At 52.4% G+C, this 19,861-nt stretch carries 18 protein-coding genes; 10 read left to right on the top strand and 8 right to left on the bottom strand.

Translation table 11 applies throughout. The annotated features are described in order from the left end of the window. Positions 1-19 precede the first annotated feature (19 nt). Together IEX01_RS14110 and ompL are read left to right on the top strand one after the other, a co-directional pair. Positions 20-1,444 carry an MFS transporter gene (locus IEX01_RS14110; RefSeq protein ID WP_048888713.1) on the top strand — a complete coding sequence of 475 codons (1,425 nt, stop codon included), beginning with the start codon at positions 20-22 and terminating at the stop codon, positions 1,442-1,444. Positions 1,445-1,519: 75 nt separating this feature from the next. Beyond that, on the top strand, positions 1,520-2,206 hold the full coding sequence (gene ompL, locus IEX01_RS14105) for a porin OmpL (RefSeq protein WP_024559161.1): 687 nt from the start codon (positions 1,520-1,522) through the stop codon (positions 2,204-2,206). A gap of 95 nt (positions 2,207-2,301) precedes the next feature. On the opposite strand, the gene typA is transcribed toward ompL, so the two are convergent. After that, positions 2,302-4,125 carry a ribosome-dependent GTPase TypA gene (typA, locus tag IEX01_RS14100; protein WP_024559162.1) on the bottom strand — a complete coding sequence of 608 codons (1,824 nt, stop codon included), beginning with the start codon at positions 4,123-4,125 and terminating at the stop codon, positions 2,302-2,304. Positions 4,126-4,503: 378 nt separating this feature from the next. Between typA and glnA the strand changes: the two genes are divergently transcribed. The 4 genes from glnA to IEX01_RS14080 all read left to right on the top strand — a co-directional run bounded on the left by glnA (position 4,504) and on the right by IEX01_RS14080 (position 8,758). After that, complete coding sequence (gene glnA / locus IEX01_RS14095) at positions 4,504-5,913, top strand: glutamate--ammonia ligase (RefSeq protein ID WP_024559163.1); 1,410 nt, start codon at positions 4,504-4,506, stop codon at positions 5,911-5,913. Between the two features lie 143 nt (positions 5,914-6,056). Beyond that, entirely contained in the window at positions 6,057-7,106 is a 1,050-nt protein-coding gene (gene glnL / locus IEX01_RS14090) for a nitrogen regulation protein NR(II) (RefSeq protein ID WP_024559164.1), read from the top strand. An 8-nt stretch (positions 7,107-7,114) separates the two neighbouring features. After that, positions 7,115-8,524, top strand: a complete 1,410-nt coding sequence (gene glnG / locus IEX01_RS14085; protein WP_024559165.1) for a nitrogen regulation protein NR(I) — start codon at positions 7,115-7,117, stop codon at positions 8,522-8,524. A 111-nt stretch (positions 8,525-8,635) separates the two neighbouring features. Further along, positions 8,636-8,758, top strand: coding sequence for a YshB family small membrane protein (locus IEX01_RS14080; protein ID WP_139025660.1), 123 nt, complete (start codon positions 8,636-8,638; stop codon positions 8,756-8,758). A gap of 27 nt (positions 8,759-8,785) precedes the next feature. On the opposite strand, the gene hemN is transcribed toward IEX01_RS14080, so the two are convergent. Further along, on the bottom strand, positions 8,786-10,159 hold the full coding sequence (hemN, locus tag IEX01_RS14075; RefSeq protein WP_024560742.1) for an oxygen-independent coproporphyrinogen III oxidase: 1,374 nt from the start codon (positions 10,157-10,159) through the stop codon (positions 8,786-8,788). Between the two features lie 182 nt (positions 10,160-10,341). Next, positions 10,342-10,854 (bottom strand): Der GTPase-activating protein YihI, encoded by a 513-nt coding sequence (yihI, locus tag IEX01_RS14070; protein ID WP_024559167.1) that lies wholly within the window; start codon positions 10,852-10,854, stop codon positions 10,342-10,344. Between the two features lie 590 nt (positions 10,855-11,444). Between yihI and yihA the strand changes: the two genes are divergently transcribed. Next, positions 11,445-12,083 carry a ribosome biogenesis GTP-binding protein YihA/YsxC gene (gene yihA, locus IEX01_RS14065; RefSeq protein WP_029589958.1) on the top strand — a complete coding sequence of 213 codons (639 nt, stop codon included), beginning with the start codon at positions 11,445-11,447 and terminating at the stop codon, positions 12,081-12,083. An 83-nt stretch (positions 12,084-12,166) separates the two neighbouring features. Here yihA and spfP read toward each other — a convergent pair whose 3' ends face one another. Beyond that, entirely contained in the window at positions 12,167-12,214 is a 48-nt protein-coding gene (gene spfP / locus IEX01_RS21915) for a small protein SpfP (protein WP_071892919.1), read from the bottom strand. Between the two features lie 165 nt (positions 12,215-12,379). Then, on the bottom strand, positions 12,380-15,166 hold the full coding sequence (gene polA / locus IEX01_RS14060; protein ID WP_188724060.1) for a DNA polymerase I: 2,787 nt from the start codon (positions 15,164-15,166) through the stop codon (positions 12,380-12,382). A 436-nt stretch (positions 15,167-15,602) separates the two neighbouring features. Between polA and yihG the strand changes: the two genes are divergently transcribed. Then, positions 15,603-16,511: a 1-acylglycerol-3-phosphate O-acyltransferase, YihG family gene (gene yihG, locus IEX01_RS14055; RefSeq protein ID WP_024559170.1), complete on the top strand. Its 909-nt coding sequence runs from the start codon at positions 15,603-15,605 to the stop codon at positions 16,509-16,511. A gap of 20 nt (positions 16,512-16,531) precedes the next feature. Here yihG and dsbA read toward each other — a convergent pair whose 3' ends face one another. The 3 genes from dsbA to IEX01_RS14040 form a co-directional block, all read right to left on the bottom strand. Then, the gene (dsbA, locus tag IEX01_RS14050) at positions 16,532-17,155 is read right to left on the bottom strand and encodes a thiol:disulfide interchange protein DsbA (protein WP_024559171.1); all 624 of its coding nucleotides are present in this window, start codon (positions 17,153-17,155) and stop codon (positions 16,532-16,534) included. 27 nt (positions 17,156-17,182) lie between these two features. Then, positions 17,183-18,169, bottom strand: a complete 987-nt coding sequence (locus IEX01_RS14045) for a serine/threonine protein kinase (protein WP_024561801.1) — start codon at positions 18,167-18,169, stop codon at positions 17,183-17,185. 76 nt (positions 18,170-18,245) lie between these two features. Further along, entirely contained in the window at positions 18,246-18,515 is a 270-nt protein-coding gene (locus IEX01_RS14040; RefSeq protein WP_024559173.1) for a YihD family protein, read from the bottom strand. Positions 18,516-18,583: 68 nt separating this feature from the next. Between IEX01_RS14040 and mobA the strand changes: the two genes are divergently transcribed. Both mobA and mobB read left to right on the top strand, forming a co-directional pair. Further along, positions 18,584-19,165: a molybdenum cofactor guanylyltransferase MobA gene (gene mobA / locus IEX01_RS14035; protein ID WP_188724144.1), complete on the top strand. Its 582-nt coding sequence runs from the start codon at positions 18,584-18,586 to the stop codon at positions 19,163-19,165. Further along, entirely contained in the window at positions 19,165-19,689 is a 525-nt protein-coding gene (gene mobB, locus IEX01_RS14030) for a molybdopterin-guanine dinucleotide biosynthesis protein MobB (RefSeq protein WP_188724059.1), read from the top strand. The genes mobA and mobB overlap by 1 nt, the downstream gene beginning before the upstream one ends. Positions 19,690-19,861: the final 172 nt, after the last annotated feature.

Raw genomic sequence — 19,861 nt, 5'->3', positions numbered from 1 at the left:
GGGCGCTGTGGGGGCGATGATGAACCGTAACGCTGATCCGCTGACGCTAAAACTGAGCCTGCGTGAAAAATGCGCCTATGGAATGGGTGATTTTGGCTCAAACCTGATGCTTTGCATCGGTACGCTTTATCTTTTGAAGTTTTATACCGATGAACTGGGCATGCCCGCATTTTATGGCGGGGTTATCTTCCTGGTGGCGAAGTTTTTTACCGCTTTTACCGATATGCTGACCGGGGTGCTGTTAGATTCCCGCCGCAATATTGGTGAGAATGGCAAATTCCGGCCCTTTATTCTTTATGCTTCCGTACCCGTTGCGCTGGTCGCCACGGCGCAATTTATGGCTAACGACTTTAGCCTGACGGTAAAAACCGCCATCGCTACCGTCCTGTTTATGATGTTTGGCCTTTTTTACAGTCTGATGAACTGTTCCTATGGCGCCATGGTGCCCGCCATCACTAAAAACCCTGACGAACGCGCGCAGCTTGCTGCATGGCGTCAGGGAGGCGCAACGCTTGGGCTATTGTTGTGTACGGTAGGTTTTATGCCAGTGCAGTCGCTTTTTAACGCCAACCCTTCCCAGGGCTATTTTTTCGCTGCGCTGCTATTCGCCCTCTGCGGATTACTCTGCATGTGGTGGTGCTATAACGGGGTGCAAGAGCGCTATGTGGAGGTAACGCCTGAGCATCATAAACCCAGCATGATTAAATCGTTCTGCGCCATTTTCCGTAACCCGCCGCTGTTGGTGCTGTGTATCGCCAATCTCTGTACGCTGGCTGCTTTTAATATCAAACTCGCCATTCAGGTTTATTACACCCAGTACGTGCTGAATGATATTCATCTGCTTTCATGGATGGGCTTTTTCAGCATGGGCTGCATTCTGATCGGCGTTTTCCTGGTACCTGGCGCGGTAAAGCGGTTTGGTAAAAAGCAGGTTTATCTTGGCGGGCTAACGTTATGGGCAACCGGCGACGTGCTGAACTTTCTGTGGGGCAGCAGCTCGCTGATGTTTGTGTTTTTTTCCTGTATGGCTTTTTTCGGGACGGCATTTGTTAATAGCCTGAACTGGGCGCTGGTTCCGGACACGGTTGATTATGGCGAATGGAAAACCGGGATCCGCACCGAAGGGTCGGTTTACACCGGTTATACTTTTTCTCGAAAAATTTCCGCAGCGCTGGCCGGTTTTTTACCCGGCATTATGCTGACGCAGATTGGTTATGTTCCAAATACGCTTCAAAGCGCGACAACGTTGCTTGGTCTGCGCCAGCTTATATTTCTTTGGCCCTGTGGCCTGGCGATAATAGCTGCATTAACTATGGGTTTCTTTTATAAACTGAATGAAAAACGCTTCGCTTTTATTATTGAGGAGATAAGTACGCGTAAAAACAAATCGTGCCAGCAATCTGCAACTAATACTGAAAATAAAGCGTCAGCAGTCACTTTATAACTATAAACCCGGCCATGAATTCTCTCCTGTTAAACAGGAGGGGAGGCCTTTCTGTACTTTATACATGGAAAAACTATGAAAAGAGTCGTTACCGTTATGCTTTTTTCTTCCGTGTCCTGCTCTGTTCTGGCAGGCGCATATGTCGAAACACGCGAGGCCTACAATACCGCCTCTGATTTGCATGAGGTTATTCTTCGGGCTGGCTATAACTTTGACATGGGCGCAGGCATTATGGCGACAAATGCCTATAATGTCGGCCGATGGGATGAACTGAAGCACAGCTATAATGAGATAGAAGCATGGTATCCGCTGTTCAAACCCACCGACAGATTAACATTCCAGCCTGGCGCGCTTATTAATGACAATCGAAGCGGTTCAGGTGGCGCTGTCTATTTAGATACTAAATATAAATTCACTGACTGGTTTAATCTGACGCTCCGTTATCGTTACAACCGCACAAATTATGATACGCCCGACTTTAATGGGAACATGGATAAAAATGACACTCATGAGTTTGCAAACTACTGGAGTTTTAAATTAACCGATCAATTCACTTATATCTTTGAGCCGCATTTTTTCCAGCGGGTGAATGATTACCACAGCAAAAATGGTAAAGATCATCACTGGGAAATTACCAATGGTTTCAGATATAAAGTGGATCAACACTGGCTGCCTTACCTGGAGCTTCAGTGGCTCGACAGATGGAATGCGTATAACAAGGAACAGTATCGTATTCGTTTAGGATTGAGATATTCCTTCTGACGTTATTATCCGACGTTTGAAAAGCAATGACGTGAGCAATAAAAAAAGCCGCTAAACTCAGCGGCTTTTTCATAGCAACTACCATTACGCAGCTATTAGTCTTCTTTCGAACCGCGCGAAGCGCGTTTACGATCGTTTTCCGTCAGGTGACGCTTACGAATACGGATAGACTGCGGCGTTACTTCCACCAGTTCGTCATCATCGATGAATTCCAGAGCCTGCTCCAGAGTCATCTTGATAGGCGGAACCAGAACCGTGGCTTCGTCTGTACCAGACGCACGCATGTTGGTCAGTTTCTTACCGGTCAGGCAGTTTACCGTCAGGTCGTTAGAACGGCTGTGAATACCGATGATCTGACCTTCATAAACTTCCGCACCGTGACCCAGGAACAGCTTGCCGCGATCCTGCAGACCGAACAGCGCGAACGCTACCGCTTTACCCTGACCGTTGGAGATCAGCACGCCGTTGTTGCGCTGGCCCACTTCGCCCGGACGAACGTCGTCGTAATGGCTGAAGGTGGAATAGAGCAGACCGGTACCGGAGGTCATGGTCATGAACTCAGAACGGAAGCCAATCAGGCCGCGGCTTGGGATCACGTAGTCAAGACGTACGCGCCCTTTGCCATCCGGGTTCATGTTTTTCAGATCGCCTTTACGCTCGCCCAGAGCCTGCATGACAGAACCCTGATGCTGCTCTTCAACATCCAGCGTTACGTTTTCGAACGGCTCTTGTTTACGGCCGTCGATTTCGCGGAAGATAACTTTCGGACGGGAAACCGCCAGTTCGAAACCTTCACGACGCATGTTTTCGATAAGCACGGAAAGGTGCAGTTCACCGCGGCCAGAAACGCGGAACGCATCAGCGTCTTCGGTCTCTTCAACGCGCAGCGCAACGTTGTGCACCAGCTCTTTGTTCAGGCGGTCCAGGATCTGGCGAGAGGTAACGTATTTACCTTCTTTACCACAGAACGGCGAGGTGTTGACGTTGAAGAACATGGTCACGGTCGGCTCGTCGACAGACAGGGCCGGCAGCGCTTCAACATTCTGCGGATCGCAGATGGTGTCGGAGATGTTCAGTTCGCCAAGGCCGGTAATCGCGATGATATCGCCCGCTTCCGCGAGATCGGTATCGATACGCTCCAGACCCAGGTGACCCAGCACTTTGCCCACTTTACCGTTGCGAGTTTTACCTTCGCTGTCGATAACGGTGACTTGCTGGTTCGGCTTCACTTTACCGCGCTTGATGCGACCGATGCCGATAACGCCCAGATAGTTGTTGTAATCAAGCTGGGAGATCTGCATCTGCAGCGGGCCGTCAAGGTCCACGTCCGGCGCCGGAACATGGTCGACAATCGCCTGGTACAGCGGGGTCATGTCGTCAGCCATGTTTTCATGGTCCATACCTGCGATGCCGTTCAGCGCGGAAGCGTAAACGATAGGGAAGTCCAGCTGCTCGTCGGTAGCGTCCAGGTTTACAAACAGGTCGAAGACCTGATCGACAACCCAGTCAGGACGCGCGCCTGGACGGTCGACTTTGTTGATAACGACGATAGGCTTCAGGCCATGGGCAAATGCTTTCTTGGTCACGAAGCGCGTTTGCGGCATTGGGCCGTCAAATGCGTCAACCACCAGCAGCACGGAGTCAACCATGGACATGACACGCTCTACTTCACCCCCGAAGTCGGCGTGCCCTGGGGTATCAACGATGTTGATACGGTAATCATTCCATTTGATGGCAGTGTTTTTCGCGAGGATGGTAATCCCACGCTCTTTCTCCAAATCGTTGGAGTCCATCACACGCTCTTGTGCTTCAGTACGCTCGTCGAACGTACCGGATTGCTGGAGCAGTTTGTCAACCAGGGTAGTTTTACCGTGGTCAACGTGCGCAATGATGGCGATGTTACGCAGATTTTCGATCACAACTTTGCCTCAGGCATTAGAAATAGCGCGTTATTGTACACGTATTAATCGAAGGACTAAACAGGATCACAGACTTCCTTCCCAAACAAGTTTAGCTGCCGGGCTTTGTGATCGCTTTCACGGAGCGATAAAAGGGAGACATAACGCAAATTGCACCAACACAGTGCTTTATTTTTACACACAAGCACTATATTGGTGCAATTTATCCACAATGGTGCATCCCTTTTGCACTATGGTGCGCATCATAGCGCCTTTTGCAGGCATTTTAAAAGTTGGCACACTTTTCGCTTTATTCTATTCATGGCGCCAATGCCTTTTTAAGCAGTGTTTGAAGACCTCGTTACCACGACGACAATGACAAATCCGGGAGAGTTAAGTATGTCCGCTGAACACGTTTTGACGATGCTGAACGAGCATGAGGTGAAGTTTGTCGATCTGCGCTTCACCGATACCAAAGGTAAAGAACAGCACGTCACTATCCCTGCTCACCAGGTAAACGCCGAATTCTTTGAAGAAGGCAAAATGTTTGATGGCTCTTCCATCGGTGGCTGGAAAGGCATTAACGAATCCGACATGGTGCTGATGCCGGACGCTTCCACCGCTGTCATTGACCCGTTCTATGAAGAGCCTACCCTTATCATTCGTTGCGACATCCTGGAACCGGGCACCCTGCAAGGCTATGACCGCGACCCGCGCTCCATCGCGAAACGCGCTGAAGAATACCTGCGCTCTACTGGCATCGCGGACACCGTGCTGTTCGGGCCGGAACCGGAATTCTTCCTGTTTGACGATATTCGCTTCGGCAGCTCAATTTCTGGTTCTCACGTGGCTATCGACGATATCGAAGGCGCGTGGAACTCCTCCACCAAATACGAAGGTGGCAACAAAGGTCACCGTCCGGGCGTAAAAGGCGGTTACTTCCCGGTTCCGCCAGTCGACTCTTCTCAGGACATCCGTTCCGTGATGTGTCTGACCATGGAAGAGATGGGCCTCGTCGTTGAAGCTCACCACCACGAAGTCGCAACTGCTGGCCAGAACGAAGTGGCAACCCGCTTCAACACCATGACCAAAAAAGCGGACGAAATTCAGATCTACAAATATGTCGTGCACAACGTGGCTCACCGCTTCGGCAAAACCGCGACCTTCATGCCGAAACCGATGTTCGGCGACAACGGCTCCGGTATGCACTGCCACATGTCTCTGTCCAAGAATGGCACCAACCTGTTCTCTGGCGACAAATATGCGGGTCTGTCTGAACAGGCGCTTTATTACATCGGCGGCGTAATCAAACACGCTAAAGCGATCAACGCCCTGTCCAACCCGACCACCAACTCTTATAAGCGTCTGGTTCCGGGTTACGAAGCGCCGGTTATGCTGGCTTACTCCGCGCGTAACCGCTCCGCTTCTATCCGTATCCCGGTGGTGGCGTCTCCGAAAGCGCGTCGTATCGAAGTTCGCTTCCCGGACCCGGCGGCTAACCCGTACCTGTGCTTTGCAGCGCTGCTGATGGCCGGTCTGGATGGTATTAAGAACAAAATCCACCCGGGCGAAGCAATGGACAAAAACCTCTACGATCTGCCGCCGGAAGAAGCGAAAGAGATCCCGCAGGTTGCCGGTTCTCTGGAAGAAGCCCTGCAGGCGCTGGATCAGGACCGCGAGTTCCTGACCGCAGGCGGCGTGTTCACCGACGATGCTATCGATGCGTACATCGCGCTGCGTATCGAAGAGAACGACCGCGTGCGCATGACACCGCACCCGGTAGAGTTCGAACTGTATTACAGCGTTTAATCCGAAGTCATTTTTTGTTGCCGTGGAAACTTTCAGCCCATCTTCGGATGGGCTTTTTTCTCCATGCTGGCGCTGTTTTCAGGCGATTTTATGTCGCAAAACGTTATACTGCACTAAATTGGTGCAACCTGGGAGACTGCTGAATGGCAACAGGCACGCTGCCCGATGCTGGGCAGATCCTCAATTCACTCATCAACAGTATTTTGCTGGTTGATGACGAACTCGCGGTGCATTACGCGAACCCGGCGGCGCAACAGCTGCTGGCGCAAAGTTCTCGCAAGCTTTATGGCACTCCACTGCCGGAGCTGTTGAGCTATTTTTCTCTTAACATCAGCCTGATGCAGGAGAGCCTGAACGCAGGGCAGGGCTTTACTGATAACGAAGTCACGCTGGTGATTGACGGCCGCTCGCATATTCTCTCCCTCACGGCGCAACGGCTGCCGGAAGGGCTTATTCTGCTGGAAATGGCGCCGATGGATAACCAGCGCCGCCTGAGCCAGGAACAACTGCAGCATGCGCAGCAGGTAGCGGCTCGCGATTTAGTCCGCGGACTGGCGCACGAAATTAAAAACCCGCTCGGCGGTCTGCGCGGGGCGGCGCAGCTGTTAAGTAAAGCCTTGCCGGACCCGACATTAACCGAATACACCAAAGTGATCATTGAGCAGGCCGATCGCCTGCGCAATCTGGTGGACAGACTGCTCGGCCCGCAGCAGCCCGGCATGCACGTGACGGAAAGCATCCACAAAGTCGCGGAGCGCGTGGTGAAGCTTGTGTCGATGGAGCTGCCGGAAAACGTAACGCTGGTGCGTGATTACGACCCAAGCTTGCCCGAGTTCGCCCATGACCCGGACCAGATTGAGCAGGTGTTGCTGAACATTGTGCGCAACGCGTTGCAGGCGCTGGGCGAGGAAGGCGGCGAAATCGTGCTGCGCACCCGCACCGCCTTCCAGCTGACTTTACACGGCGTTCGCTATCGCCTTGCCGCCAGAATTGATGTGGAAGATAACGGGCCGGGCATCCCGGCTCACTTGCAGGATACGCTGTTCTACCCAATGGTCAGTGGCCGCGAAGGCGGCACCGGTCTGGGGCTTTCCATCGCCCGAAATCTTATCGATCAGCATTCGGGAAAAATCGAATTTAACAGTTGGCCGGGTCATACCGAGTTTTCGGTTTACCTGCCTATTCGGAAGTAGAGGTCTCTATGCAACGAGGGATAGTCTGGATCGTTGATGACGATAGCTCCATCCGCTGGGTTCTGGAACGCGCGCTTACCGGCGCAGGCTTAAGCTGCACCACGTTTGAAAGCGCAAGCGAAGTGCTGGACGCGCTGGCGACCAAAACGCCCGACGTCCTGCTTTCAGATATTCGCATGCCAGGCATGGACGGCCTGGCGCTGCTCAAGCAGATCAAACAGCGTCATCCCATGCTTCCGGTCATCATAATGACGGCGCATTCCGATCTGGACGCCGCCGTTAGTGCCTATCAGCAGGGCGCGTTTGATTATCTGCCGAAGCCGTTTGATATCGACGAAGCGGTGGCGCTGGTAGAGCGCGCCATCAGCCACTATCAGGAGCAACAGCAGCCGCGTAACGTGCAGGTTTTCGGGCCTACCACGGATATCATCGGCGAAGCGCCGGCAATGCAGGATGTGTTTCGCATTATCGGCCGTCTTTCCCGCTCCTCAATCAGCGTGCTGATTAATGGCGAATCGGGCACCGGTAAAGAGCTAGTCGCTCACGCGCTGCATCGCCATAGCCCGCGCGTGAAGGCGCCGTTTATCGCGCTGAACATGGCGGCGATACCGAAGGATCTTATTGAGTCTGAGCTGTTCGGTCATGAAAAAGGGGCGTTTACCGGCGCTAACCAGATTCGTCAGGGTCGCTTCGAGCAGGCCGACGGCGGCACGCTGTTTTTAGACGAAATCGGCGATATGCCGCTTGATGTGCAGACGCGTCTGCTGCGCGTACTGGCCGACGGCCAGTTTTACCGCGTCGGCGGCTATGCGCCGGTGAAGGTTGATGTGCGTATTATCGCCGCAACGCACCAGAACCTGGAACTGCGCGTGCAGGAGGGGAAATTCCGTGAGGACCTTTTCCACCGTCTGAACGTCATCCGCGTGCATTTACCGCCGCTGCGCGAACGCCGGGAAGATATCCCGCGTCTGGCGCGCCATTTCCTGCAGGTAGCGGCACGCGAACTGGGCGTAGAGGCTAAACAGCTACATCCGGAAACTGAAGCGGCGCTGACCCGCCTCGCCTGGCCTGGCAACGTACGCCAGCTGGAAAATACTTGCCGTTGGTTAACGGTGATGGCGGCGGGTCAGGAGGTGCTGATTCAGGATCTGCCCAGCGAACTGTTTGAAACCAGCGTGCCGGACAGCCCCTCCCAGAGCCTGCCGGACAGCTGGGCGACGCTGCTGGCGCAGTGGGCCGATCGGGCGTTGCGTTCCGGTCATCAAAACTTGCTTTCAGAAGCGCAGCCGGAGATGGAGCGTACGTTGCTGACCACCGCTTTACGTCATACTCAGGGGCATAAGCAAGAAGCGGCGCGGCTGCTTGGTTGGGGAAGAAATACCCTGACGCGCAAGCTTAAAGAGCTGGGCATGGAGTAACGCGGCGGCGCTGTGTAAAAAACCGCCACTTCGCGCAAACTGCGTTAATTTTGTACTTTACTGTGATAATGAGTTCAGTATGATCGTGCGCGTTCACGCGGGGGGATCAACATGCTGGAATCATTAATTCAACTGGTGTCGCACAGCGCCGAAGCCGGCGCGGCAGCAAGCCATACGCCGCAAACGGCGATAGCGGCTTTGCTCTGTGCGGCGCTGGTCAATTTCTTTAGTTAAAAAAGGCGGGTTTTAAACCCGCCTTTTTTATATCACCCGAGAGAACTGCTGAAGCCGCGCTTTGCGACGCAGGTAAATATCAAAACACATACAGATGTTGCGAATAAGCAGCCTGCCCTTCGGCGTCACCCGGATGCTCTGCTCGTTGATATCCACCAGCCCATCCTGCGCCAGCGGTTTTAACAGCGCCAGATCTTCAGCAAAATACTCAGCAAAGCGCAGCGCCCAGGCCCTTTCAATCTCAGCAAACGACAGCTGGAAGTTGCAAATCAGCGCCTTGATGACATCGCGGCGGATGCAGTCGTCGCGCGTAAGCGCGAGGCCGCGCCATAGCGCATTCCCTTGCTCATCCACCTGCTGATAGTAAACCTTCAACTCTTTCTGGTTTTGCGCATAGCAATCGCCAAGCATGCTGATGGCGGAGACGCCAAGTCCCAGCAGATCCGTATCGCCCTGGGTGGTGTAGCCCTGGAAGTTGCGGTGTAAAACGCCCTCGCGCTGGGCAATCGCCAGCTCATCATCCGGACGGGCGAAATGGTCCATGCCGATAAACTGGTAGCCCGCCTGCGTCAGCGACTGGATAGTTTGTTGCAGAATGTCGAGCTTCTGCTGTGCGGAAGGGAGATCCGCTTCCTTGATTTTACGCTGCGCCGCGAAGAGGTTCGGCAGGTGCGCGTAGTTGAAGACACTGAGGCGATCCGGGTTGAGCTGCGCCACACGCTTCAGGGTAAAGGCGAAGCTTTCCGGCGTCTGCTTCGGCAGGCCGTAAATCAGGTCAATATTGGTGGAAGTGAAGCCAATCTCACGCGCATGTTTAAGCAGAGCGAATATAAATGCTTCGTCCTGCTCGCGGTTTACCAGCCGTTGCACCTCTTTATTGAAGTCCTGCACTCCCATGCTAAGGCGGCTGAAGCCTTCGGCACGCAGATGGTCGAGCACATCCAGTTCGATTTCACGCGGGTCCACTTCAATGGAGATTTCCGCATCTTCGTTAAAGCGGAAATGGCCGCGCAGCAGGGCCATCAGGCGGCTGATTTGCGCTTTATTCAGATAAGTTGGCGTGCCGCCGCCCCAGTGCAGCTGGCTGACGCGACGATCGGCAAAAAGCGGCGCGCGATGGACAATTTCCTGCTCAAGCGCATCGAGATACTGGTCCGCCTTATGCTGCTGACGGGTCACTATCTTGTTGCAGCCACAGAAATAGCAGAGCTTGTGGCAAAACGGGATATGAACGTAGAGCGAAAGCGGGCGCTCTGGGTAGCGCGCCACCGCTTCGGCAAACGCCTGCTCGCCAAACGATTCGGAGAACTCAAGGGCGGTGGGATACGAAGTATAGCGCGGCCCGGAATAGTTATATTTCTGGATAAGGGCCAGATCCCAGTCGATTAACTGCTCAGACATGCTCACTCCTTCCGACGGTGTCGCCGACGCGTTCGGCGAACAGGCCTACCCGCCTGATGAGGGATAAGCCGGCTGCGCAGCCATTTCTGCCGCCGCGACAGCCGCTGTAGTTTAACGAATAACCACACCAGATAACATACTATTGGAAGGAGTATGAGCAGAACCGGCAGGCCCATCGGATCTTAGTTGCCGCCCTTCAGCAGACGCATCATATCTTCCTGGCCCTCTTCCTCTTCTTCGTCGTCATCGTCATACGAGAGGCCAAGCTGCTGCATCAACTCATCGATGCGATCGAGTTTCGCATCCACCCAGGCTTGATCTTCAGCGCTGATGGTTTCGCCCTCTTCCAGGCGCTCCAGCAGGGAATCCAGGCGTTCGTCGTTTTCCAGCATATCCAGTTCGGCTTGCGGTGAAAGCATCGGTTTCTCGCTCTTCGGTTTAGGCTGCTTTTTGGCAGGCGCTTCAGTTACGCCCAGAGGAATCGGCTTTTTGCTGCCGATACGCGGATCTTTCGCCTGCGCACCGCCTTTACCTTTTGAGCCTGCGGTCGCCCCTGTGGCGCGGCTACCCGGCGCATGGCCGCGGTGCTTTTTCTCGCGCTTGCGGTCGCGAGCTTCCTGGTTAATTTCTTCGCGTGTCTTACGATGCGCTTTTGCGCCGCTTTTGCTGCGCCCTGCAGAGGTTGGTTGCTTCATGGGATATCGTCTTGAGCCGTTTTGAACAGTATAGAATTGCGGCGGAATCTAGCAGAAAGCAAGCAAAGAAAAAAGGCGACAGGTTATTTACCTGTCGCCCTTTTTCTTGACTCTATACCGGTCACCGGTTTTCCCGTCCCTGTAGCTTTTCGACAACCCCTGTCTTTCCCTAAGCCTGCAACGCTCCGTGTTGCTTTCCTTTTCCCTTTTAACGCCGCTTCCCTGGGCGGGCCAGCCTGGCCATAATCCTTTTCTCGTCATCCTGACGCATCAGCATCCTCTTGCGGAAATCCTCTCCCGAGGCTGCCTTGCCTGTGCTGTCTACTTTACCAGGATCTCGCCGTCTCACAAGCAAGCGAAGCCATTACGGGAGGACTTTCAGAAAGTTCTGTACGCATAACCTGCTGTTTTACTTAACTTAAATTTTGCATGTTACTGATTTTTCCTGAGAAATCTTAAAGCAGGAATAGCCGATCGCTTACAAACCGCCGGGGGACCGTTGTAAGCCTGCCGCCAGGATTAACACAGCCTTTCGGCCATGTTCAGGTATAATCCCGGCAATTGCTTATCCTCTGACGGAGAAAACCGTTTTGACTAACTGGAATTATCAACTGACGCACTTTGTCACCAGCGCGCCAGATATCCGCCACCTTCCTGCCGACAGCGGCATTGAAGTCGCTTTTGCCGGTCGCTCTAACGCGGGGAAATCCAGCGCGTTAAATACGCTCACTAACCAGAAGAGCCTGGCGCGCACCAGTAAGACGCCGGGGCGCACCCAGCTTATTAACCTGTTTGAAGTTGCAGAAGGCAAGCGCCTGGTGGACTTGCCAGGCTACGGTTATGCCGAAGTCCCGGAAGAGATGAAACGCAAATGGCAGCGCGCGCTGGGCGAATACCTGGAGAAACGCCAGTGCCTGAAGGGGCTGGTCGTGCTGATGGATATTCGCCATCCGCTTAAGGATCTCGATCAGCAGATGATTGAATGGGCAGTGGACAGCCAGATCCCGGTGCTGGTGCTGCTGACTAAAGCGGATAAACTGGCGAGCGGCGCGCGAAAATCGCAGCTCAATATGGTGCGCGAAGCGGTTATCGCGTTTAACGGCGACGTGCAGGTAGAGATGTTCTCTTCGCTGAAGAAAATGGGCGTTGATAAACTGCGTCACAAGCTGGATAGCTGGTTTAATGAGATGCCGCCCGCGACGGCTGACGAGAACGCCGAAGAGGCGTGATGGCGTGCGGGTTTGCCCCGCGCCGCTTTTTCTTCAGACAATAAAAAACGCCCCAGTCATTACTGACTGGGGCGGCTAAATATTCAGCCAAATCCGATTACGTGAAGTAAAAGGTCTGAAAGATAGAACATCTTACCTCTGTACCCTACGTCTTTAACTCTACTCTTTTTTCCCGGACCTACAAAGCACTTTTTGTAGTTTTTTTTCACTCTTTACATAGCGAATTCTAATGATCATCACAAAATGCTATGAGTTATGTTGCTTAGTTACATAAAACGGCTATAACGCCACCGCCGTTAATGCGCCTTATCCCAGTTTTCCCCGCTGCCTACTTCCACCAGCAACGGCACATCCAGTTTCGTACTGCTTTCCATGAGATGATGGATCTTCTGCGACACCGCCTCGAGGTCATCTTTATGCACCTCAAACACCAGTTCATCGTGCACCTGCATGATCATTTTCACCCGCGGTTGCTCTTCCTGCAGCCAGGCGTCCACAGCTATCATGGCGCGCTTAATGATATCCGCCGCCGTGCCCTGCATAGGGGCGTTGATAGCCGCGCGCTCAGCACCCGCACGCCGCGCGGCGTTGCTGGCATTGATATCCGGCAGATACAGACGACGCCCTTCAAGCGTCTCAACATAGCCTTGCTCTTTCGCCTGCTTACGGGTGCGCTCCATATACTCGAGTACGCCCGGATAGCGCTCGAAATAAAGATCCATATACTTCTGGGATTCTTTACGAGAAATATTCAGCTGACGAGAAAGACCAAAAGCGCTCATGCCATAAATCAGACCGAAGTTAATCGCTTTAGCGCTACGGCGCTGTTCAGCAGAAACGCTCTCCAGCGGCAGGCCGAATACCTCCGCGGCGGTGGCGCGGTGAATATCCTGGCCTTCGGCAAACGCCTTCAGCAGACCTTTATCACGAGAGAGATGCGCCATAATGCGCAGTTCAATCTGCGAGTAGTCCGCAGAGACGATGAGATAGTCATCTGGCGCGATAAACGCCTGACGGATGCGGCGGCCCTCTTCATTACGCACCGGGATGTTCTGCAAGTTCGGGTCGGTCGAGGAGAGCCGTCCGGTCGCCGTCACGGCCTGGTGATAAGAAGTATGAACACGGCCCGTTTTCGGGTTGATCATTTGCGGCAGCTTGTCGGTATACGTCGACTTGAGCTTCGCGAGACCGCGGTACTGCAAAATAACTTTCGGCAGCGGATAGTCCAGCGCCAGCTCCGCCAGCACTTCTTCGGAAGTGGACGGCGCGCCGCCAGGCGTTTTCTTCAAAGGTTTGATGCCCTGCTTCTCAAACAGAATGGTTTGCAGCTGCTTGGTTGAAGAGAGATTAAACGGCTCGCCTGCAATTTCATGCGCTTTTTGCTCAAGCTCCGCCAGGTGGTGCGTTATCTCTTCCGAATGCGCGTGCAACACGGCCGGGTCGATTTTCACGCCGTTACGCTCAATGCGCGAGATCACCGGCACCAGCGGCATTTCGATATTCTGGAAGATATTGAGCGGGCCGGCGTATTTTTGCAGCTTCGGCCACATCTTCAGATGCAGTTGCAGAGTAACGTCAGCATCTTCCGCTGCGTAACGCCCCGCCTCTTCAAGCGCTATCTGATTAAAAGTGAGCTGATTTTTACCTTTGCCGGCAATGGTTTCGAAAGTGATGGTCTGGTGCTTAAGCCAACGCTCGGCGAGGCTGTCCATATCGTGACGGCCAGAGACGCTATCGAGAATATAAGACTCCAGCATGGTGTCGAACGCGATGCCGCGCAGTTCAATGCCATAGTTCTGCAGCACGCCCCGGTCATATTTCAGGTTCTGTCCCACTTTCAGCAGCGTTTCATCTTCCAGCAGCGGCTTAAGCAGTTCAAGCACGCGCTCGCGCGGGAGCTGATCCGGCGCATCCAGATAATCATGCGCCACCGGTACATAGGCGGCGAGCCCCGGCTCAGTGGCGAAAGAGAGGCCGACCAGGCTGGCGGTCAGGTTATCAAGGCTGTCGGTTTCGGTATCAAAAGCGAAAACCGGCGCCTTTTTCAGACGGCCAATCCACTCCTGCAGCGTCTCTTCATCAAGAATGGTGACGTAATTTTCAAAAGAGAGCGCTACCGCTTCTTCTTCGGGCTCCGCGTCTATCTGGATAGTCTCTTTCGGCTTAACGGCGGGCTTAGCTCCTTTGGCCTGCAGCCACTTCCCGGCCTCGACATCTGAGGTCCAGCGTTTGAACTCATAGCGTTTGAACAGCCCCAGCAGGTCATCCACCAGCGGTTGCTGTACTTCAAGCTGCTCGCTGCTCAGATCCAGCGGCACATCCGTTTTGATGGTGGCCAACTGATAGGAGAGATAAGCGACCTCTTTGTTCTGTTCAAGCTTCGCCGCCATGGTTTTCGCGCCACGGAATGAAAGCTCGGCGATTTTCTCCGGGTTGGCATAAAGCGAATCAAGCCCGCCCAACCCCTGCAGCAACGCCTGCGCGGTTTTTTCACCTACGCCCGGCACGCCTGGAATATTGTCCGAGGAGTCCCCCATCAGCGCCAGAAAATCGATAATAAGCTCCGGCGGCACGCCATATTTGGTCTGTACTTCTTCCGGACCAAGGATCGTGTTGGTCATCGTGTTGATAAGGGTGACCTGCGGCGTAACCAACTGCGCCATGTCTTTATCGCCGGTGCTGATGAGTACCGCGCGGCCTGCAGCAGCAGCTTCTTTCGCCAGCGTGCCGATAACGTCATCCGCCTCTACACCGCTTACGGCAAGCAGCGGCAACCCCATCGCTTTCACCATCGCATGCAGCGGTTCTATCTGCGCGCGAAGGTCGTCCGGCATGGGCGGGCGATGGGATTTATAGTGTTCAAACAATTCGTCGCGGAACGTTTTTCCTTTAGCATCAAAAACTACCGCCGCATGCGTTGGTTGATACTGCAATAACAGGCTGCGCAGCATATTCAGTACGCCATACATCGCACCTGTCGGTTCGCCTGCGCTGTTGGTCAGCGGTGGAAAAGCGTGATAAGCCCGGTAGAGGTAAGAAGAGCCGTCAACGAGGATAAGGGGATTTTCTGGGATCTGAACCATGTGTCCGTGCCTGATTATCAAGTTATGGATAAAGGATGCCATAGCCTGGCAAAAAACATGAACTTTTCAGGCTACCGGAGGCGAAAGAATTGTCGATCCGCGAGATCGCTTCCAGAGCCCGCCTGTGGATAACTTTGTGCACAGTTTTCTAAGCCATTAATAACGAAATATAATTTTCCCGCTTCGCAAGCTAAAAATCCATGTGGATCAATTATTTATGTTATTAATAATTTGGTTAACTATATCATTAAGGTAAGATATTAATGTGGATATAAAAAGCTTAGCTGGATTATTAAGCTGCTATTTTCTTTTACAAATTTGTCGCTTTTAAACCCGGTTACGTTTAGGCGTCTTGCTGGCCGCGGTTTTCTGGTAAGATCGTTCCCTTCAGTTTATTGCCCATATTCTTTTATTATTACTCGTTGAAAAAGCCATTATGCCGAGATTACTCGCCGCGATAACGCTGGTTCTTAGTATCGCGCTTACCTTCCTGGTAACCATTTTTTGCTCTATCCCTATCATTGCGGCGGGCATCGTTAAGCTTATTTTACCTTTCCCATCGGTCTGGCGTTCCGTCTCCGCCTTTTGCAATTTTATGATGTATTGTTGGTGCGAGGGGTTAGCCATACTGCTCCATTTAAATCCGCGTCTGAAATGGGATGTAGAAGGATTAGAAGGGCTTAACAAGAAGAACTGGTATTTGCTTATTTGCAATCATCACAGCTGGGCCGACATCGTGGTGCTGTGCGTATTATTCCGCAAACATATCCCGATGAATAAATACTTTTTGAAACAAGAGCTTGCCTGGGTCCCTTTCATTGGTCTGGCTTGCTGGGCGCTGGATATGCCTTTTATGCGCCGTTATTCACGCAGCTATCTCCTGCGTCATCCGGAAAGGCGCGGCAAAGATGTAGAAACCACTCGTCGTTCCTGTGAAAAATTCCGTTACCACCCTACGACTATCGTTAATTTTGTGGAAGGGTCGCGCTTTACGGAAGAAAAACGTCAGCAGCAGCGTTCTCCTTATAAACGCTTACTTCCACCGAAAGCGGCAGGGATCGCTATGGCGTTGAATGTCCTGGGTAAGCAGTTTGATAAATTACTCAATGTGACGCTGAGCTATCCGGAAAATAACGAGAGACCTTTCTATGACATGCTCAGCGGTAAACTTACGCGGATCGTCGTACGTGTAAATTTACTGCCGATTGCTGAAGAATTACATGGAGACTATGTAAACGATAAAAACTTCAAGCGTGGTTTCCAGCTCTGGCTGAATAGCCTGTGGAGTGAGAAGGATGCGATGCTGGAACACATTGCAGAGAAATACAAAAACGCCGGTCGATGACCGGCGTTTTATTATCAAGGTTATTTCTGGCTGACGAGGAATTTCACGGTATCCGCATATTGCTGGACAAACGCGTCCATATTGCTGGTGTCCATACCCTGCGGGTTCAGCTGATATTTGCCGTTAACAAACATGGACGGCACGCCCTGCAGTTGTAAATCGGCAGCCGCTTTTTCCTGCTGCGCGACCAGAGATTTCACCACAAAGCTGTTCCATGCCGCGTCGTATTCTTCCGGCTTCACGCCCGCATCGACAAACACCTTACGGATGTCTGCGACAGTCTGAACGCTCTGGGTTTTTTGTACAGCTTCAAACATTGGTGAAGTAATTTTATCTTCAACGCCCAACGCCATTGCTACCGCCCACGCCTGAGTCAGATCTTTACCCAAGGGGCCCAGGAATTCGACATGGTACTTGGTCATTTTGGTGCCTTCCGGCAGTTTTTTCTTCACCGTGTCGGAGACATGCAGCACTTGTTCAAACTGGTAGCAGTGCGGGCAATAGAAGGAAAAGAACTCCAGCACCTGGGGTTCGCCAGCTACCGGTTTTTGCAAAGTAATATACTCTTTGCCATCGGTAACCTGCGCCGCCGAGGCGCTAAAAGCCAGGATCATGCCTGCCAGCGCCAGCCAAATTTTTTTCATAATCAACTTTCTCCTGAATATTACTGATTAATACATTGGCGTTAATTGTAGTGGGGGTTCACCAAGAACCCTGACCTGCTCGGTAAAAATGGCAGTCTGTCTGCGCCAGTAGTCCTCCTCGGCAAGCCAGGGAAAACTTCTGGGAAAAGCGGGGTCGTCCCAGCGGCGGAGCAGCCACGCAAGGTAATAGACCATACGCATGGCGCGCAAAGGCTCAATCAGGGACAACTCGTTAAGGTTGAAGGGCATAAATTCTTCGTACGCTTCAATGATGGTTTCAAGCTGCATGCGCTGTTCGGCTTTATCACCGTTGAGCAGCATCCAGAGATCCTGTATAGCGGGACCGTTACGCGCATCATCAAGGTCAACAAACAAAGGACCATCGCGCCAGAGAATATTGCCCGGATGGCAGTCGCCATGCAAACGAAGCGATTCAAAACGGGTATGCCATTGGGCTGTCACAGCCTCAATTAACTTATCCGTTGCGCTAAGAAAAGCGGCTTTGAGCGAAGCGGGAATAAGCGCGTGTTGTTCAAAAACCTGCCGGGGCTCAATCAAGTATTCCTGAGTGCTAATATCAGGACGATGCTGAAAAGGCATGCGCCGTCCACACTGATGAATACGACCAAGATAGCGTCCTACCCACTCCATTTGATCGAGGTTATCAGCTTCGTATTGACGTCCGCCAAGGCTTGGGAACACGGCAAAATAGTATCCCTGATGGGTAAGCAGCGTCTCTCCATGAAAGCGCAGCGGGGCGGCGAGCGGCACTTCGTCCTGTAGCAACTCCAACGCAAACTGGTGTTCTTCGCCAATCTGCTCCGCACTCCAGCGCTGCGGACGATAGAACTTCACTACGTAGCGTTTACGATCTTCATCCTGAAATTGATAGACGCGGTTTTCATAGCTGTTAAGCGCGGTCAGGCCCGAATCAACACGGATACCCTGTTCGAACAGGGCGTCCATGATCATATCCGGATGTAATGTCTGGAAAGTAAAAGCTTTATCTGTCATTCCAAAAGCCGCAAAGCAAAGCGAATGGCTCAGGATAGCATCTTGTGACCTTCGTGGTGGATCCGCTTACAAGGTTTTACTCTTTAATTACGCCACGGGCGCGCAGCAGGGCGGTTTTGAAATCTTCCTCGTAATCTTTCTGAATGCCCGGAATGACGGCATCTTTAGCACTGTCGCGCATTTTAAGATGGTAGATAAGAATGTCATCAGAGAGGTCAACGAGATCGCCGGTATAACCTGACTCAGCCGCCAGTTTCTGCAAAAATTGCAGCAAGTTGAGATCGGGTTCTTTTTCCCAGGCTGGCTGCAGCAGTTCGATAACTTCATTCAGGCGTTTGCACTTCATAATAAGCTCCTTTTGCTTGAGAATGACACGTTAGCAGGCTCAAACCCACAAGAAAAGAGGTGGTATACATTGTGAGAAATAACCTAATAACCGGTGTAATTCTGGCAGGTGGGCAGGCAAAACGCATGCAGGGTAAAGATAAAGGTTTACAGCTATTGAGAGGCATGCCGCTTTGGCAGCATGTTGCTCAGCGTTTATCTCCGCAGGTTTCACGAGTCGCCATTAATGCTAATCGTAATACAGAAGAGTACCGACAAAGCGGTTTAGAGGTTATCAGCGATACGCTGCCAGAGTACCCGGGACCGCTGGCAGGCATGCTTGCTGCGATGCAAAAAATGAAAAGCGAATGGTATCTCTTTTGCCCCTGCGACACGCCGCGTATTCCGCCAGATCTGGCCGAAAGGCTATGGCAAGAGCGACAGGACGCTTGCGCCGTCTGGGTGCATGATGGAGAGCGGGATCATCCCACCCTCGCACTGCTTCATTGCTCACTGGAAAAACCGCTTTACGATTATCTTGTGAAAGGAGAACGTCGCGTAATGCAGTTTCTACGCGAGAGAGGCGGACATAGTGTCTCTTTTCATCACGAAGCAGCCAGTTTTATTAACGTTAATACAACGGATGATCTGGCTTACTGGCAGGAAAAATAATGGTTCCACTATTGGGTATTGCCGCATGGAGCGGTACGGGGAAAACAACGTTGCTCAAGCAGCTTATTCCCTTGCTGCGTCAGCAGGGCATTCGCGTTGGGATTATCAAACATACCCATCATGAAATGGATGTCGATAAGCCAGGTAAAGACAGTTATGAATTACGTCATGCCGGCGCGTATCAGACATTGGTCGCCAGCCAAAAACGCTGGGCATTGATGACTGAAACCCCGGAGTTACCGGAGCTTGATCTAAATTATCTGGCCAGTCGTATGGACGCCGCTTCATTAGATCTTATTCTGGTGGAGGGGTTTAAACAGGAAGCTCTGCCAAAACTACTGCTGTTTCGACAAGCTGCCGGACACAGGGTTGATGAACTGCGGCTTGATGAGTTTGTTATCGCTATTGCTACAGACACTGAACTTAGCAGCGCCCTTCCACAATTTGATATTAATAACGTTGAACAGATTGCCGAGTTTATTCGTTTATGGCTGAAAACGCAGAGAGATGAACAGGGGCTTTGAAGGAAGCTTGCGGGACTTTACAGGTAAAGTGAGCTATCCATAAACATATACGGCCTTTCGTTCTGAGGGTGGGATATTTTCAGTAGCTGATTTAGCGGGCAGGAGAAGGCGTTGCTGTACCGCTGAATAGCAAAAAACCCGGTCGTCAGACCGGGTTTTTGCTTTGTTAGAT

The sequence above is a fragment of the Franconibacter daqui genome (assembly GCF_014644275.1).
In the GTDB taxonomy this organism is placed as follows: Bacteria; Pseudomonadota; Gammaproteobacteria; order Enterobacterales; family Enterobacteriaceae; genus Franconibacter; species Franconibacter pulveris.
This window is presented reverse-complemented; position numbering and strand designations above follow the sequence as displayed.